The sequence below is a fragment of the Acaryochloris marina S15 genome (assembly GCF_018336915.1).
Lineage (GTDB): Bacteria > Cyanobacteriota > Cyanobacteriia > Thermosynechococcales > Thermosynechococcaceae > Acaryochloris > Acaryochloris marina_A.
In genome coordinates this window covers 92,602-109,047 of sequence record NZ_CP064926.1, presented here as the reverse complement: position 1 = coordinate 109,047, position 16,446 = coordinate 92,602, and the positions used below count along the sequence as shown (strand labels likewise).

The window sequence follows — 16,446 nt, the reverse complement described above, 5'->3', positions numbered from 1 at the left end:
TTCACAACACGCAATAGGAAATGAGGGAGATGGGCTCCAAGCAAATTTTAGTGATCGATGATGATGAAATCATTCGGTTGGTGATCCAGTTGACCCTAAAAACTTTTGCTAGTTGGGAGGTTTTAATAGCATCCTCAGGTTTAGAGGGAATTACAATTGCTCAAGCAGAGAAACCTGACGCTATTCTGCTTGATATGATGATGCCAGACATGGATGGCTTTGCCACCATACACCAGTTACATTCCCAATTAAAGACGCAGAATATCCCCATTATTCTTGTTACTGCTAAAACAAAAATGGGCGAGACCCAAAAGTGGAAAGAAATTGGAGTTACTGGGGTAATTACGAAGCCTTTTGAACCTAGCGACTTAGTGCCTACAATGCTGACAATGCTGGGATGGAAAGAAGAGGCTTAAATGAAGATGAAAATGCGTTTAACTTATAAGAATATAACAAATGAATGCAACAATCTTGATCACTTTAATCATATTAGATATTTCTCTAAAAAATTATGTTGATGCAGTTATATAAATTCCCAAGCTAATCTTCTTCTCATCATTACCAACCAAGCATATTAGCCACCTGAGCCGTTAACAGTTGGGGTTCGAAAGGCTTGCTAATGACGCCTAAAACATCCAACTCGGCATATTCCAATTGGTCATTTAGTTGTGCTCTTGCGGTTAGCATTACCACTGGAATAGATTGGATTGTTTTGTCCTGCCTCAATTCGCGAAGAAGCATTATCCCATCCATTTCCGGCATCATATAATCAAGCAATATTGCATCTGGATGCTCTTGTTTAGCTATTACTAATCCTTGTGGACCCGACTCAGCTATTGAAACAGTCCATCCACCTAAATTCACCAAGCAAGCCTGAACCACTGTTCTGATGTGCTCTTCATCATCAATGAGGAGGATATGTTTCTGTGACATTAAATCTTACGTCCTAAAGTAAGTCTTCAGTTGCTGATAACTTGATACTACTGGCTTTCAGAGGCAGGGAGCGTAAAGTAAAATGAACTGCCTTGACCTAATACGCTTTCCACCCAAATCATGCCGCCATGTTGCTGCACTATATTCTGACAGATGGCTAAACCTAGACCTGTACCTCCTTGCTCACGGGAATCAGAACCATTAACCTGTTGAAATCGATCAAAAATGATTTCTAATTTATCTGCTGGAATACCCTTGCCATGATCTTTGACCTGAAACAGGATCTGTAAAGCAGCAGAAATACCTTGATCGAGAGGATCTGAATGTGTATCTTGTCGTTTACCTTGTGATGGCAATATCGGATTGCCATTCTGAGCTGGAACACTCAGACTTACAGTTGATCCAGGGTTTGAGAATTTAATCGCATTGCTGACAAGATTCACTAGGACTTGAATGATGCGATCTTCATCTGCCCAGACTTGAGTGGAAGTGGGTGTAATGATAAGGCTGATATCGTTGTCTTCAGCAGTCTGGCGTAGGATTTCACTCACTCTTTGTAGAAGAGAAGTAGCATCACACCACTGTTGATGCAACGTGATTTTGTTTGTTTCAAGGCGTTCTATATCTAGGATGTCACTAACTAAGCGAACCAAACGCGCTGATTCCGTAGCAGCAATCTCTATCATCTGCTTACTGGCTTCGGGCTGCTCATCAAGTGCCCCAGATACTAGTAGTCCTAGGGAGCCATGAATAGAGGTGAGTGGAGTACGCAACTCATGACTAACACTAGAGATAAACTCACTTTTCATCTGCTCTAAGGCACGACGTTCAGAAATATCTACCACTTGTACAACAAAATAGAGTGGCTTCCCTGCCGAATCGCGGACAAGGGATGCACTGCAAATGGTCCATATAGTCTTTCCTGATATATGGTTTAACTCGCTTTCAAATTGGAGACTAGAGGTCCGATCTTTAATTAAATCTTGAACGCTATTGCGATAACGGTCGAGCTCTTGTGGCTGGATCAGGTCTTGAATTGGTAATTGGAGTAGTTCTGAATTTGAATACCCTAGTAATTGACATAGAGCAGGGTTAACTTGAATGAAATGCCCATTCATAGTGAGCATAGTCATCCCATTCACCGCATTCTCGAACATGTTGCGCAGATGAGTTTCACGGGTTTGAAGCTGGGTGTAAAGGTCGGATTGTTTCAGGGCAATCGCCAATTGATTACTAATACTTTGTAGTAATTCAGCATCCGTGGCCTGCCATTGACGAAAGTAGGCACAGCTATGGACAATCAACAGCCCCCATACCCTCGGCAAGTTATCGTTATCCAGTTGGACAATGGGCGCAACGATTTTCGTTTTAACTCCCACCTGATCCATAAACTCTGCCAGGCAGTCAGCCCACTCATCTTTGAAAACATCTAAAACAATGCGAGGGTTACCCTGACAGTAGAACTCGTAACACTCCTCAGGGAAACATTCATCCAGAAATAGCATTTCTAATGTCACCGGGTATTCTGGCAACACAGATTCCTTAATGACTACCCCAGATCCTTGTGAGGTGAGATGAAAAATGAGTACTCGATCTGCTTGAAAAACTTCACGAACTTCATTAACGGTTGTAGTTAAAATCTCATCAAAGCTGAGGGACTCACGAATGTGCTGAGTTATTGATGCGAGGAGTTTCGCACGAGCAAGCTGTTCTTCAAGTTCTTTCATTTTATTTCCTGAACTCTTAGAGTTGTAGGAGACTTTGAGTGAAAAATTAGCTTATCCTACTATTAGATTAATGTTATTGAGGTGCGACTGCCTAAGCCTTTACGTGGCTGGGTATAGTTCAAGTTCTAGAATACTCCTACAACTGGTTTCGGGTTTTTATCTAGCTGACCAAAAATATTGACTATAGCAATCTGAAATCAATCGTGAGATGTAGAGAGGCTGAAATCTTTACCAGTGTCCATTTAGGTTGAATATAAGTCTCACAACTCACGTCAGATCGCTATATTAAACCTGATATCAATAACTGAAAAAGAAGAGACAGACGATTTAACTGCCAACTCATTTCGGGTTTTTATCCAGTTGACCTGAAATATCAGCTGTTTGTTGGTGGTTCTGTTTGCCTGATCTGGAAGCGTTACAGATTATTGAGCTAACATGCCTTTAATTCCCTTGTAGTATTAGGTGTTTGACTGTCAAACTATGGAGGAGTCTAGAGACACCAAGCCTACCCTTATCACTTTGACCAAGCACTAACAGCGATGGCCTATTCTTCCTACGAGCAATTTTCAACCGTCACCGAAGCACTCAGTCAGCGTAACGTTGACTATTTGAAAAAGTTGCTCAATTTGTTACCTGTAAGTCACAAATTGACTCGGAAGAATGACCTCGTTAAAGAAATTGCAACTCATCTGCAAGGGAAGAAGCTAAGAGCCATTTGGAACACACTTGACCCGGTTCAGCAAGCTGCCGTAGCAGAAGCGACTTATTCAATAGATGGTCAGTTTCAAGCCCTTCCGTTCGAGGCCAAGTATGGTAGCCATCCACATTGGGGAGAGCGAAAATATGGGTACTTTCATACTCCCTCCGCTTTAGGATTGTTCTTCTATACCAGCAATCGGTATTCTTCTGAACCGGGTATAACTCTCCCTGGTGATCTCCATCTGGAACTCCAACAATTCGTTCCTCAACCTAAGAAGTTAACCCTAAAGACATCAAAGGAAAAGCCCACCCTTTGGGCGATGGAGCGAATCTTGTATGACTATCAATCTAGAACCGAACAAATTATCACCGAGCATTTACCGATTACTCATGTTGAAACAGAACGAGTTGCCCATCAGGATCTTCTGGCCATCCTTCGTCTGATCAACCTGGGTAAAGTTGCCGTGAGTGACAAGACCTACTTCCCCTCTGCTGCAACGATCAAAACAATATCACCCCACCTTCAAGGTGGGGACTATTATGACGAATTTGTCCCGACTGAGGACTGGCAGGAAAATCACCCGATTGGCCCCATCAAATCTCTCGCTTGGCCCCTCATTGTCCAAGCCACTGGACTTGCTTCTCTATCTGGCAAGAAATTAGAACTCACCCCTGCCGGTCAAAAAGCATTAGGCACAGACCCGGCTAAAACGCTTCAGATCGCCTGGAAAAAATGGCTCAAGACTCGACAGTTTGATGAATTGCGTCGTATTGATCAAATTAAAGGCCAAACCGGAAAAGGGAAACGAGGATTGACATCTCCACCCAATCGCCGGTCAGTTATCTTGGCCGCCCTTCAGGGTTGTCCAGTCATGGAATGGATCGATGTATCAGACTTTAGACGGTATATGATTGCGACCCATCAGACCTTTGTTGTGAGTCGAAATCCAGAAAACCTCTACTTTCTTGAATCTGGTTATGGTGACTTATACGATGCTGGTTCAAACTGGAGCATTTTGCAGTCATGCTATTTGCGGTGCTTCTTGTTGGAATATGCTGCTACCCTTGGCCTCATTGATGTCGGTTATGTTTCTCCGTATGACGGAGAAGTGGAGGAGGTGAATGATTACTGGGGAGCAGACAACTTGGCGTTTGTGAGCCGATATGACGGTTTGGTCTGTTTTCGGGTGAATGCTTTAGGGGCTTACTGTTTGGGATTAATTACTCAATATATTCCTACCGCTGTGGCAGTGGCATCAACCCTCCGAGTTCTACCCAATCTAGACGTGATCGTGACGGGTCAACCCCTTACTAGTGCTGAGACCCTAGTGTTAGAACTGTATGCCAAACAGGAGTCTGATGTTGTCTGGAAGCTGAATCGGGAGCAAGCCTTGAGTTCTCTTGCCTCTGGCCATGGCCTCAAAGACCTGCAGCAATTTCTGGAAAAAGGCAGTCTAGATCCATTGCCGAACACGGTCGAGCAGTTTATAGCAGATTTAGAAACTCGGAGTCAGAGCTTAGTCGATCAGGGGACCGCTCGGCTGATTGAATGCAATGACCCCATGCTTGCCACCCTGATTGCCAACGATTCCCGTACCAAGAAATTCTGTTTTTTAGCAGGCGACCGTCATCTAGTGGTGCCCACAGACACAGAGACAAGATTTCGCAATGCTTTACGAAAACTCGGTTATAGCATCTCCCTCTCCTAGAAGATGACCTACATTGCTGAAAATGCCTTAATCATTCAGAGTGATCGCTCCGTACTCTTGGAGGTGCATGCTCCCACTGCTGATGCTGCTCGGGAAGCGATCTCCCCTTTTGCGGAATTAGTCAAAAGCCCCGAACATATCCATACCTATCAACTGACCCCCCTCAGCATTTGGAATGCTCGGGCTGCTGGGATGCCCATATCAGAGATGATTGGAGCACTCAAACAGCATGCAAAATATCCCATGCCAGATGCCGTGGCTCAAGAAATTGAGGCATTGGGACAGCGGTATGGATTAACCGTGATTGAAAAAGATGGGCTCCAGTTGTTGCTGACGATTGCCACCCTACCTTTAGTCGAACTCTTACGCAGAGACGAGCAGGTCTCTCCACTGTTAGGGGTACAAAAGTCTAACCGCTCCTTTCAGGTTGACTACAGTTATCGAGGACTTCTGAAACAAGCCTTGCTGACAGCAGGCTACCCAGCTGAGGACCTTGCAGGATACGTGGATGGGGAGGCTTTATCGCTCCAGCTGCTCCAACAAACTCGAACTGGTTCATCGTTTCACCTGCGACCCTATCAACAAGACGCTGCAGATATGTTTTATCAAGCGGGAAGTACTCAAGGTGGGAGTGGGGTGATTGTTTTGCCCTGTGGAGCGGGCAAAACAATGGTGGGGATGGCCGTTATGGCTGCAGTCCAAGAACATACCCTCATTCTTACCAGCAATCTGACCTCCGTCCGCCAGTGGCAGCGGGAGTTATTAGATAAAACTAACCTGCCTGAAGATGCCATTGCTGAATACAGTGGTGAGCAAAAATCAACCGGCCCAGTTACCCTGGCAACCTACCAAATTCTCACCTATCGACCTTCACCCGAATCTGAGTTTCCACACTTTAAGCTGTTTAATGCTCATGCTTGGGGACTGGTCATCTATGATGAAGTCCATCTGCTCCCTGCTCCTATCTTTCGAGTTACGGCTGAGTTACAGGCTCGCCGCCGCTTGGGACTAACCGCAACGCTAATCCGTGAAGATGGCCGTGAGGGGGATGTGTTTGCACTGATCGGCCCTAAACGCTATGACGTCCCTTGGCGAGAGTTGGAAGGGCAAGGCTTTATCGCCACTGCAGAATGTACTGAAATCAGGATTGGCCAAGACCCAGAACGGCAAATGGAATATGCCCTGACTCCTCGCCGACAGCAATTTCGGGTCGCAGCGGAGAATCCACGCAAGCTGAAGGTCATAGAGGAGCTATTGCAGCAAGAGAGCGGGCATCGAATTTTGATTATTGGTGAGTATATTTCCCAGCTCCAAGCGATCGCTGAATTGACAGACTTGCCGTTAATTACTGGGAAAACTGCTCAAAAGGAACGGGAACGGCTTTATGGAGAATTTCGCCAAGGGAAATTTCAGGGACTCGTACTATCCAGAGTAGGAAATTTTGCGTTGGACTTACCCGATGCTGATGTTTTAATTCAGGTCTCAGGTAAATATGGTTCGCGTCAGGAAGAAGCTCAGCGATTGGGCAGAATTCTCCGCCCCAAGGCAGATGGTCACCCTGCACAGTTTTATAGTCTCGTCTCATTACAGACCTGCGAAGAGGATTTTGCTCGACATCGACAATTATTTTTGACGGAGCAAGGTTACAGCTACCAGATTCAAATTATCGACTGAGCTAAAGTCATGTTCTCAACTCTGAGCGCTGGACGGGTTTGTCTAGCTAAGGACAGCCTGCCCAAAGAGAACATCCTCCAGAGACTGATATAATTCCTGCATGTTTGATTCCACCTGTAAGTTCCTTGCAGAAAGCTTTTCCAGTGATTTCGCTTCTTGGCTACTCGGTGAACCTATTCCTCTCACTGAACTCAGTCCCTCAGAACTGTCCCTCGAGCCGATTCGAGCCGATGCATTGATATTGCTAGCTTCTGAAGAGTACATTCTTCATCTAGAATTTCAAACGGAACCCGATCCGAATATGCCTTATCGCATGGCTGATTATCGCTTGCGGGTCTATCGTCGCTTTCCCCAGAAAGAGATGAAGCAGGTGGTAATCTATTTGACTCCATCCCAATCAGATTATGTTTTCCAGACAGCATTTGAGATTCCGAGAACTCGCCATGAGTTTGAGGTCGTACGCCTCTGGGAGCAGCCAACACAACTCTTCTTGGAATCGACGGGGCTGCTTCCATTAGCTGTTTTAACCAATACTCCAGATCAAGCTCAAACCTTGCGACAGGTGGCTGAACGTATTGATGTAGTTTCAGAAACACGGGTTCAAAGTAATGTGGCTGCCTCCACTGGGATTCTAGCTGGGTTAACATTGGAGAGGGACGTCATTAATCAAGTTCTGCGGAAAGAGATTATGCAACAGTCAGTCATCTATCAAGAGTGGAAAGAAGAATTTCTTCAAGAAGGTCGCCAAGAAGGACGTGAAGAAGGACGTGAAGAAGGACGGCAGGAAGAAGGACAATCGCTTATCCTCCGTCAACTCACCCGACGTCTTGGTGACGTTTCCCCAGAGTTGCGATCGCAAATCCAGTCCCTCTCCCTCGATCAGCTCGAAGCATTGGGCGAAGCATTGCTCGACTTTACGGAATCTGCTGATTTAGTGAACTGGCTACAGAAAAATTCAGCCTAGGTGGCAAGTCGGCATGTTGAGCCAAACACGAAATAATTTGCACCACAGAGCATGAAGTCCAAGATCACTATATTAGACCTGTGGTTTTAATTCCAGATTTTGTACCAAAATCTGTATTACACTAAAACTTACACTTCGCGACACGATGTCGCTAGAACGAGTGGATTCCCGGCCTTCTGAGAATCCCCTGCCAGTACCCAACGGCAGGTGTCCGCCTCGGACATGCGCCAGATGTAAGTCCAGCGTGTGAAGCTGAAGAGGTTAAATGCCCCTGACTAATAGCCATAACTGGGTAAAGGGCTAGGGCAAGATGAGTATGGATAACACAAGTGAATCCTTGTTGAGGCTCCGAAATTTTAGGTAACCCAAAATGGCTGACAGGGTTATGCGGGAATTAATGGGCAAAACGAGCTGTGTAGCGTTTTTGTAGGGGTACCCAATCCCCGGAGTATAAAGGAATCCTAACCTCATCCGTTCTCCTGTTCTAGCGGAACATGGAAACCCCAATGAGGTCTGTGAGAGTACTTCTCTTCCAGTAAGCAAACCGTGAGGGATGCCCAACCCCTCAGTGGGAACAGGATGTCTCAAGAAGCAAAGGCCACTAGCCGAAAGGCAACGGGAAATCATAACCGAGTGGATAGAGCGAAATGCTTAAGTCGAAAGACTGCTGACGTGAGACAGGTAGTCACCTTGAAATTCTAGGTAAGAAGACTGAACTTTGAGCAAAAAGTTAGGTGTTACCAATGGTAGCAAACGTAAGCCAAAGAACAACTGATTGGAATACGATTAATTGGCGTAAGGCCAATCGGACTGTTAGGAATTTAAGACAGAGAATATTCAAGGCTTCTCAAAAGAATAACTGGAAACGTGTACGCAGCCTCCAGAAGTTGATAATGAAGAGTTATTCCAATACGCTAATAGCAGTAAGAAGAGTAACTCAAATCAACCAAGGGAAAAATACACCTGGAATAGATAAACTCCTAGTAAAAACACCAGAAGCCAGAAGCTGTTTGGTTGATATACTGAGAAAGTTTATACCGTGGAAACCACTACCATCCAAACGAATATATATTCCTAAATCAAATGGTAAGAAGCGGCCATTAGGCATACCATCCATAATTGACCGCTGCCTTCAGGCAATCGTTAAAAGTGCATTGGAGCCATTTTGGGAAGCAAAGTTTGAAGGATGTAGCTATGGTTTTCGACCGGGAAGAAGCACCCATGATGCCATCCAAAAAATCTTCAATACTGCTCGGCCGAGCGGAAATAAAAAGTGGATTTTGGAGGCAGATATAAAAGGGTGTTTCAACGAAATCGATCATGGATTTCTAATGGGTCAGATTGGTAATTTTCCAGCCAGGAAACTTATCAAAGAATGGCTAAAATCAGGGTTCATGGAAGATGGTATTTTTCATCCAACAGAGGCAGGAACACCACAGGGAGGCATAATTAGCCCACTATTAGCTAATATTGCCCTTCACGGAATGGAAGATTGGATAGGCGTCAAACAGCCAATAGGCAATTCAGTCAGAACACCACGAATACTTGTCAGATATGCTGATGACTTTGTGGTCTTTTGTCAGTCTAAGAATGATGCCGAAAAAGCAAAACAAGAGGTAGAAGAATTCCTCAAGTACAGAAGTCTAGTTTTCTCCGAGGATAAGACTAGAGTTATACACATAGAGGAAGGATTTGACTTCTTGGGCTTTAATATCAGGCAGTATAAAGACCAGAATTCAAAATCTGGAAATAAACTACTGATAAAACCATCCAAATCTAATATCTCTAAATTTAGAAATCAAATTAGAGATATTTTCAAGTCCTGTCTAGGAAAGGAAGTTGTTCTTCTCATAGCTGAAATCAATCCTAAAATAAGGGGTTGGTGTAACTACTATAGACACGTAGTCAGCAGCGAAATTTTTAACAAGCTCGATAGGTTTATCTATCATCGATGTTATAGATTCGCAAGAAGAACCCACATCCATAAATCCTATGGATGGTTGCGAGAGAAATACTGGGGAATTAGCCCTCTTTACCCACAAAGCTCATCTAGCTTTATGGATAAAACCAATGGCAATACGATGTTGAAAATGAATAGTTTCAATATCAAAAGACACGTCATGGTTAAAGGTAGATCTTCTCCTGATGATCCTGAATTAAGGGAGTATTGGAAGAAGAGAAACAAAGCAGGGAAGGTGAAATATCCCAGTTATCTAAAAGTGGCAAATAATCAGAAACACATATGTCCGATTTGTAGAGAAAGCCTATATAACGGGGAATCTCTACATATTCACCATAGGATTCCTAAAGCTCAAGGGGGAAAGGACACCTATGGAAACCTGGTGCTTCTACACTTTTATTGCCACCAACAAGTACATGGAAATCGCCAGTTATTTGACCGCTTGAGCCGGATGCGGTGAAAGTCGCAAGTCCGGTTCTGAGGGGGTTTGGGGGCTTCGCTGCCCCCCGACTACCCGGCAAAAAATGACTACCCTAGGCTCGTCTCTAGAATTCTTTCCCCGATTGACTTTGGAGATTCTGGTGTTCGCTGGTGTTCGCTGGTGGTCTTGGTCGGGCTGGTCTTTTGTCAGATCTGTAGGCCGCTTGACTCAAATTTATTGAGAAGAAACTCGGTGATACACTCAAGCAGCTAATCGAATGTGATAGATGGAGAAGCGGGTGACACAGCAAGGGTCCATTGACCACGATGGTTTGTTTAAAGAACTGATTGAAACGTTCTTTTGGGAATTCCTAGAATTGTTTTTGCCTCAAGTCTTGGACTATGTTGAACGTGGACCTGTGATATTTTTGTCCTAGGAGGTCTACAGCAGTATTGGCGCTAGAAGAGAAGCGCATTATTGATCTTCTGGCTCAAATCCAGTTTCGAGGTCAGGAGAGCTATTTCCTCTTTCACATCGAACCGCAATCGTCTGATCAGCCTGACTTTGAGAAACGAATGTTCTACTACTTTGGACGATTGCATGAGAAGCATGATCTGCCCATTTATCCAGTAGTTATATTCTCTTATGACAGCCCTCGTAAAGCAGCGGAAAGTAGCTACAAAGTTGATTTTCCCGACTTCCAGGTCTTGCAGTTCAATTTCCAAGCTATTCAACTCAATCGATTGAATTGGCGGGACTACTTGAGACAGAATAATCCAGTGGCTTCTGCTTTGATGGCCAAGATGCAGAGGAAGCGTAACAGATCCCTAGCCTAAGATCATTCAGTCAAAAAATTACAGGAATTTGCCAGAAAATAGATAATTACTCAGCATAGACTAGGGATCTGTTACGCTTCCGTTACTGTAAGTCCTGAAGAGCTAAAAGACCTCTCATGCTCCTAAGTAAGTTCATATGAACAACATCTGCAAAAATCTCGAATGTATGGAGAATCAAGATCTATGAACGACCACGTCAACATAAGCGAAGAGGTTCAAATAGCCGACACTCTTTCTTCCACAGATATGGATGAGAAACTCGATGAAAAAGTCATCAATGAAAAGGCTGAGTCAGGAATTGAGCAAGTTAGTGAGACTGAGGAGCCACCTCAGCATAAAGACGGTGATCAAGCTACTTTGGAACAGTCAACGGATGGGGCTATTGACACTCCAACAGGAGAGGTAGAGGCTAGCAGCGAGAAAACTGGCTCTTTGATTGAAGAGACAAGAAATCAGGCCCAGCTAGCTGAGCTGAGCCAACAGATCATCGAATTAAAGACACAATTGACAAGAAAAGTTCATAAGTCGGTGTAAAGATCAGTCTGTCTCAAACAGCTTCCTTAATCGATTCAGGCTCCTAGTTAGGAAGTGTTCTAGTATCGGCGTGTTCATTTCACACACTTCCCAATACCTGTATCCTGATGCCAGCAAAGGGTAACGCTAACACGAAGCTCTTGGCTTATCGTTCTTATGACGAAGCTAGATCTTTACACCGACTTATGACCACTAGGGACCATTCTGCTTGGTCTGGATATAGCGTCTCTATGTAAGGTAAAGTCAATGTACTTTTTTTGAAAAGGGACGGGATAATGATCCCGTCTCTTTTTCCTGAGGCATACCCTCCAACATCCCCCGAAAGCGCCCCTTGGAACTTCACAGTGTTCTCAAGTTTTTCTTCTAGTATTTACAAATGAATGTTCAAAAGTAATTTGTAAATTACAACTTCAGAAGTATGATGAATGCTTTATTGATTTACATGGCTGAACTCATAAATCACTTGGGTTTAGCCTGGTGGGTTGAGGTCAAAACGCTATCCCCGATATGCACGTACTTTTTTGGCCCATTTCTAAGTTATCAAGAAGCAGCAGTGGCTTTGCTTGGATATGTTGAGGATTTAGAATCTGAACATGCTCAGAATATAGTCACTCATATTCAACGTTGTCACCCAACCCATTTGACCAACTGTCATGAGAAAGAGTTCTCGTAGTGACCCTGCCCAAAATCCTGGAGTATCTGGACTTCAAGATCTTTATTAAGGTACTCGATAATCTGCGGATGAACCGGAAGTTTTTGGGGGATACAAAGGAGGGGTTGAGTTGGCCATTACTTTTCATATTGATGCAAGTAAAACAAAAATCATCGGTAAGCTGATTTTCAGAATCATTGAATTCTAAATGAAAGACCAGGCACATTGAACTTTGACTTTCTGCTTTTCCGGTTCAGTCTGATGAGCTTATTTAAGGGTTTTTAGTTGAGCAAGTAATGCTACAGGAAAAATTAAGCAGTCGTTTTACCAGTCAACAGTATTCATGGTTGGTAGTGGCAGGGTTATTTTTGGGCATCACTATCTCACTTGTTGTCCAGACTAATCCGAGTCAATTTTTTGTGACTGATTTTTCCCAGAATGTCAGTGCAGAGAATGCTAATTCGCCCCTAGTACAGACCAAATCTGAGTCTGGTCAACCTTCAATCGATCTCAAACAACGTCATTCTTATCAATTCCCTGAACAGTTTCAAGGTCGAACGATCAATAGGGTGACACTTCAACCGCATCAAAAAGCGATCGCACTCACCTTTGATGATGGACCTTGGCCAAAAACAACATCCAAAGTGTTAGATATTCTTCAAGAATATAATGTCCAAGCGACGTTTTTTGTCTTAGGTAGCAATATTCCTCAATACTCAGACTTACTCCAACGAGTCGCGTTAGAGGGTCATGCTATTGGTAATCATACCTGGAGTCATGGCTACCACAACCACAGTCCTGCATTAGCCCAGCGTGAGATTCAGCGGACAGCAAAAGCGATTGAAAAGTACACCGGGGTCAAAACATCTCTCTTCCGCCCACCCGGTGGTTTTCTCAACAATGGTTTAGTAGCCGAAGCTCAGGCTCAACAGCAAGTCACTATTTTGTGGAGTGTAGATGATATCTATCATGGGACGGTTGATGAAGCCGTGCAAAATATACTCCAGAACGCTACATCAGGTGGGATCATATTGATGCATGACGGCGGTGGCGATCGGGAGTTGACCATTAAAGCCCTTCCTCAAATCATCACCCAATTGAGGCAGCAAGGATATCAACTCGTCACTATCCCTCAACTGTTAGAGATGTCAGCAGGCCAGGAAATGAAGGTACAGTAGAATATCCAACCTTCCATATCTCAAGCATGCGTCAAGTCCATCGTGGACGAGGATTACATACCAAAGCTTCCATCTTCTCCACCTGTATGTGCCAAGTCTTTTGTTTTTGGCTCAGGTTGCTCCGCTATGATGCACTCAGTTGTCAGTACCATCCCGGCAATTGAAGCTGCATTTCGCAACGCAGCACGAGTCACCTTAGCGGGATCTACAATCCCCGCTGCAAACATATCTACAAACTCGCCTGCTATAGCGTCATAGCCAGTATTGAAGGCCAGATCCTTGATACGTTCTGCAATCACCGAGCCATTTCGACCCGCATTCTCCACAATCTGCCTTAGGGGAGCTGAGAGAGAACGAGTTACAATCATTGCCCCAATGAGTTCATCTCCAACTAAATGCTCAGCAGACCATTCCTCTAGTTGGGGTACGAGATGGGCTAGAGTTGTCCCCCCACCTGGTACAATCCCTTCCTCAACCGCCGCCTTGGTAGCGTTAATCGCATCTTCCAATTTCAACTTACGATCCTTCATCTCTGTTTCTGTAGCAGCTCCGACCTTGAGTACAGCTACTCCCCCAGTGAGTTTCGCTAGACGCTCTTGCAGTTTCTCTTTTTCAAAGGTTGCTTCTGTTTCCTCGATCTGACGATGAATCTGTTCACACCGGGCTTCAATACTACCCTCATTCCCTTCGGCAACGAGGGTAGTATTATCTTTTGTGATCGTTACCCGTCGTGCCTGCCCCAACATCTCCAACGTAGTGTTTTCTAGCGTCAGACCTACATCTTCGCTGATTACCTGGCCTCCGGTTAACACTGCCATATCAGCCAATAGATCGTTGCGGCGATCTCCGAATCCAGGAGACTTGACTGCAGATACATTGATAACCCCCCGCAGCCGATTAAGAACAAGTGTTGCTAGGGCTGCCTTTTCGATGTCTTCTGCAATGATTAAGAAGGGTTTGCCCGTCTGAGAGACTTTCTCCAGAATCGGAAGTAGCTCTTGGGCCAACGTGATCTTTTTATCTGCTAGTAGAATGTAGATATCCTCAAGGATGACCTCCATTCGTTCGGCATCCGTGACAAAGTGGGGTGAGATATAGCCCTTATCAAACTGCATTCCCTCAGTAATTTCGATTTCGGTATGCATCGACTTACCTTCTTTTAAGGTAATTACCCCTTTCTGACCCACTTTGGCCATCGCTTCTGCAATCATTTGACCAACGGTTTCGTCGTTTCCTGCTGCAATGGTTGCTACTTGCGTGATAGCGGTGGAATTTTGCACGGGTAGAGCATGCTCTGCGATCTGACCCAACATAAAATGAGTGGCTTTATCGATACCTCGCCGGATTGAGATCGGATTGGCACCAGCGGTAACATTCCGCAACCCTTCTTTGACAGCAATTGTAAATTCAAAATTTTGGCAAGCTAGGTTGTAGTCGTTGAGGATGTATTCATACACTTGCAGAGCCCCAGACGATGAATGAAGGTGTTCTAAATTTCCCTCTCTTACTGCACTGGCTACATCAGCTCATTGAGCACCTCGATGATCCACGTCAACCCAGTAATGGCACCAAATTTAGTCTCAAAGATATTGTATTAGGCGCATTTGCTGTCTTCTTTATGCAATGTCCTTCGTTTCTGGAGTACCAACGCCATGTTCATAGTCGTCATGGTCGTGACAACGCCCAAGCCCTCTTTGAGTTAACAGAACTCCCCACGAGCAACCAAATCAAGAATGTTTTGGACTTGATCGCATTTCGTCTTCTGTTTCCCATTTTTTATCAAATTTATAGCGTTCTCCTACGACGAGGTTATCTAGAGCAATATAAGGTTCTAGGTGGACACCTGTTGGTAGGGCTAGACGGCAGCGAGTATTTTTCCTCAAACCGGATTTGTTGCGATCAGTGTTCTACCAAAACCCATCGGGATGGGAGTGTCACCTATACGCACACCGCCGTGTTGCCCGTCCTCGTTTGTCCGGAAATTGAACATGTCATTTCTCTGGCCCCAGAGTTCATTCGTCCTCAAGATGGTGCGGAGAAACAGGATAGTGAAACCGCTGCGGCCAAACGGTGGATCAAGGGGCATGCTCAAGGGTTTGACGGAGCCAAGATTACGGTTCTTGGCGATGACCTCTATAGCCGTCAACCGATGGTGGAGACTTGTTTAGAGGATGAGTTGAACTTCATTTTTGTCTGTTTGCCCTCCTCCCATCCAGAGCTATATGAATGGGTAGAGTATTTAGAAGGTATTGGAGATGTTGAGCATCTAGAGACTCGGGGCTGGAACGGTCGCTATCATGAAATTTGTCAGTATCGCTATTACAATCGCATCCCCCTGCGTGAGGAGCTACCAGCAGTGATGGTCAACTGGTGCGAAGTCTCTGTTACTCGTGCTGCTGATGGAAAGACTATGTATCACAACGCGTTCATTACTCACCATTTCATCAATGACCAAAGTGTGGCCGAGATTGTCAGTGCTGGACGTGCCCGATGGAAAGCGGAGAATGAAGGACACAATGTCCTCAAAACCAAGGGCTATCACTTAGAACATAATTTTGGTCATGGTCAGAAGAACCTTGCTGCTGTGCTATTGGTACTCAACCTGTTGGCATTCTTATTTCATACCGTCTTGCACTTGGTGGACTCCACTTATCAACGCATGCGAAAGCAACGGGGAACCCGACAAGGCTTTTTTCACGATATTCAGACTTTGACCAAATACTTGCTCTTTGAGAGTTGGGAGCATTTGCTCCAGTTTATGTTGGATGATCCAGAGCCTCGAATAGCAGCCGATACCTCATGAAATATTGAATTTACAATTGCTGCTTCTTTGACCATGGCATGACTTAAAACAATTGCTGTAGTAGTGCCATCTCCTGCAACATCATTAGTTTTGGCTGCAACTTGGCGTAATAATGAAACCCCGGTATTGGCTAGATGGCTTTCTAGTTCAATTCCCTTAGCAATGGTGATGCCATCATTGATAATTTGAGGGACACCAAATTCACTTCCCAGAACGATATTGCGCCCTCTTGGCCCTAATGTCACTGCAACAGCTTTAGCAAGTAGGTTAATTCCTTGCTCTAAGGCATGACGGGCATCAATATCATACAGAATTGACTTAGCCATTATGGCTCACCTCTAATGATTTAACCCTCT

11 protein-coding genes and 3 pseudogenes are annotated in these 16,446 nt (G+C 44.7%); 10 read left to right on the top strand and 4 right to left on the bottom strand.

Annotated features, from left to right (window positions below; genetic code table 11):
• The first annotated feature begins 29 nt into the window (after positions 1-29).
• The gene (locus tag I1H34_RS30305) at positions 30-416 is read left to right on the top strand and encodes a response regulator (protein ID WP_212667013.1); all 387 of its coding nucleotides are present in this window, start codon (positions 30-32) and stop codon (positions 414-416) included.
• A 142-nt stretch (positions 417-558) separates the two neighbouring features.
• Here I1H34_RS30305 and I1H34_RS30300 read toward each other — a convergent pair whose 3' ends face one another.
• Together I1H34_RS30300 and I1H34_RS30295 are read right to left on the bottom strand one after the other, a co-directional pair.
• Positions 559-933: a response regulator gene (locus I1H34_RS30300; RefSeq protein WP_212667012.1), complete on the bottom strand. Its 375-nt coding sequence runs from the start codon at positions 931-933 to the stop codon at positions 559-561.
• Between the two features lie 47 nt (positions 934-980).
• Entirely contained in the window at positions 981-2,660 is a 1,680-nt protein-coding gene (locus I1H34_RS30295; protein ID WP_212667011.1) for an ATP-binding protein, read from the bottom strand.
• Between the two features lie 539 nt (positions 2,661-3,199).
• Between I1H34_RS30295 and I1H34_RS30290 the strand changes: the two genes are divergently transcribed.
• The 8 genes and pseudogenes from I1H34_RS30290 (at position 3,200) to I1H34_RS30255 (ending at position 13,287) form a co-directional block, all read left to right on the top strand.
• The gene (locus I1H34_RS30290) at positions 3,200-5,068 is read left to right on the top strand and encodes a hypothetical protein (RefSeq protein WP_212667010.1); all 1,869 of its coding nucleotides are present in this window, start codon (positions 3,200-3,202) and stop codon (positions 5,066-5,068) included.
• Between the two features lie 3 nt (positions 5,069-5,071).
• Positions 5,072-6,742, top strand: coding sequence for a DNA repair helicase XPB (locus I1H34_RS30285; protein ID WP_212667009.1), 1,671 nt, complete (start codon positions 5,072-5,074; stop codon positions 6,740-6,742).
• Positions 6,743-6,842: 100 nt separating this feature from the next.
• On the top strand, positions 6,843-7,706 hold the full coding sequence (locus tag I1H34_RS30280; RefSeq protein ID WP_212667008.1) for an Rpn family recombination-promoting nuclease/putative transposase: 864 nt from the start codon (positions 6,843-6,845) through the stop codon (positions 7,704-7,706).
• 743 nt (positions 7,707-8,449) lie between these two features.
• Entirely contained in the window at positions 8,450-10,126 is a 1,677-nt protein-coding gene (ltrA, locus tag I1H34_RS30275) for a group II intron reverse transcriptase/maturase (protein WP_212667007.1), read from the top strand.
• Between the two features lie 259 nt (positions 10,127-10,385).
• Positions 10,386-10,896, top strand: a pseudogene (locus I1H34_RS30270) (Rpn family recombination-promoting nuclease/putative transposase); the annotation flags it as partial.
• 210 nt (positions 10,897-11,106) lie between these two features.
• Entirely contained in the window at positions 11,107-11,457 is a 351-nt protein-coding gene (locus I1H34_RS30265; RefSeq protein WP_212667006.1) for a hypothetical protein, read from the top strand.
• Between the two features lie 418 nt (positions 11,458-11,875).
• Positions 11,876-12,130, top strand: coding sequence for a DUF1816 domain-containing protein (locus tag I1H34_RS30260; protein WP_212667005.1), 255 nt, complete (start codon positions 11,876-11,878; stop codon positions 12,128-12,130).
• A gap of 275 nt (positions 12,131-12,405) precedes the next feature.
• Entirely contained in the window at positions 12,406-13,287 is an 882-nt protein-coding gene (locus I1H34_RS30255; protein WP_212667004.1) for a polysaccharide deacetylase family protein, read from the top strand.
• A 53-nt stretch (positions 13,288-13,340) separates the two neighbouring features.
• Here I1H34_RS30255 and groL read toward each other — a convergent pair.
• Positions 13,341-14,681: pseudogene (gene groL / locus I1H34_RS30250) on the bottom strand (chaperonin GroEL); the annotation flags it as partial.
• An 80-nt stretch (positions 14,682-14,761) separates the two neighbouring features.
• Between groL and I1H34_RS30245 the strand changes: the two are divergent.
• Positions 14,762-16,090: an ISNCY family transposase gene (locus I1H34_RS30245; RefSeq protein WP_212661733.1), complete on the top strand. Its 1,329-nt coding sequence runs from the start codon at positions 14,762-14,764 to the stop codon at positions 16,088-16,090.
• A gap of 23 nt (positions 16,091-16,113) precedes the next feature.
• On the opposite strand, the pseudogene I1H34_RS30240 reads toward I1H34_RS30245, so the two are convergent.
• Positions 16,114-16,416 (bottom strand): annotated as a pseudogene (locus I1H34_RS30240) (TCP-1/cpn60 chaperonin family protein); the annotation flags it as partial.
• Positions 16,417-16,446: the final 30 nt, after the last annotated feature.

Excerpts from the sequence above, each read along its gene's own strand:
- I1H34_RS30290 (WP_212667010.1), top strand. The coding sequence starts at position 3,200 with ATGGCCTATTCTTCCTACGAGCAATTTTCAACCGTCACCGAAGCACTC.
- I1H34_RS30295 (WP_212667011.1), bottom strand. The coding sequence starts at position 2,660 with ATGAAAGAACTTGAAGAACAGCTTGCTCGTGCGAAACTCCTCGCATCA.
- I1H34_RS30255 (WP_212667004.1), top strand. The coding sequence starts at position 12,406 with ATGCTACAGGAAAAATTAAGCAGTCGTTTTACCAGTCAACAGTATTCA.
- I1H34_RS30285 (WP_212667009.1), top strand. The coding sequence starts at position 5,072 with ATGACCTACATTGCTGAAAATGCCTTAATCATTCAGAGTGATCGCTCC.
- ltrA (WP_212667007.1), top strand. The coding sequence starts at position 8,450 with ATGGTAGCAAACGTAAGCCAAAGAACAACTGATTGGAATACGATTAAT.
- I1H34_RS30300 (WP_212667012.1), bottom strand. The coding sequence starts at position 933 with ATGTCACAGAAACATATCCTCCTCATTGATGATGAAGAGCACATCAGA.
- I1H34_RS30260 (WP_212667005.1), top strand. The coding sequence starts at position 11,876 with ATGATGAATGCTTTATTGATTTACATGGCTGAACTCATAAATCACTTG.
- I1H34_RS30265 (WP_212667006.1), top strand. The coding sequence starts at position 11,107 with ATGAACGACCACGTCAACATAAGCGAAGAGGTTCAAATAGCCGACACT.
- I1H34_RS30245 (WP_212661733.1), top strand. The coding sequence starts at position 14,762 with ATGAATGAAGGTGTTCTAAATTTCCCTCTCTTACTGCACTGGCTACAT.
- I1H34_RS30305 (WP_212667013.1), top strand. The coding sequence starts at position 30 with ATGGGCTCCAAGCAAATTTTAGTGATCGATGATGATGAAATCATTCGG.
- I1H34_RS30280 (WP_212667008.1), top strand. The coding sequence starts at position 6,843 with ATGTTTGATTCCACCTGTAAGTTCCTTGCAGAAAGCTTTTCCAGTGAT.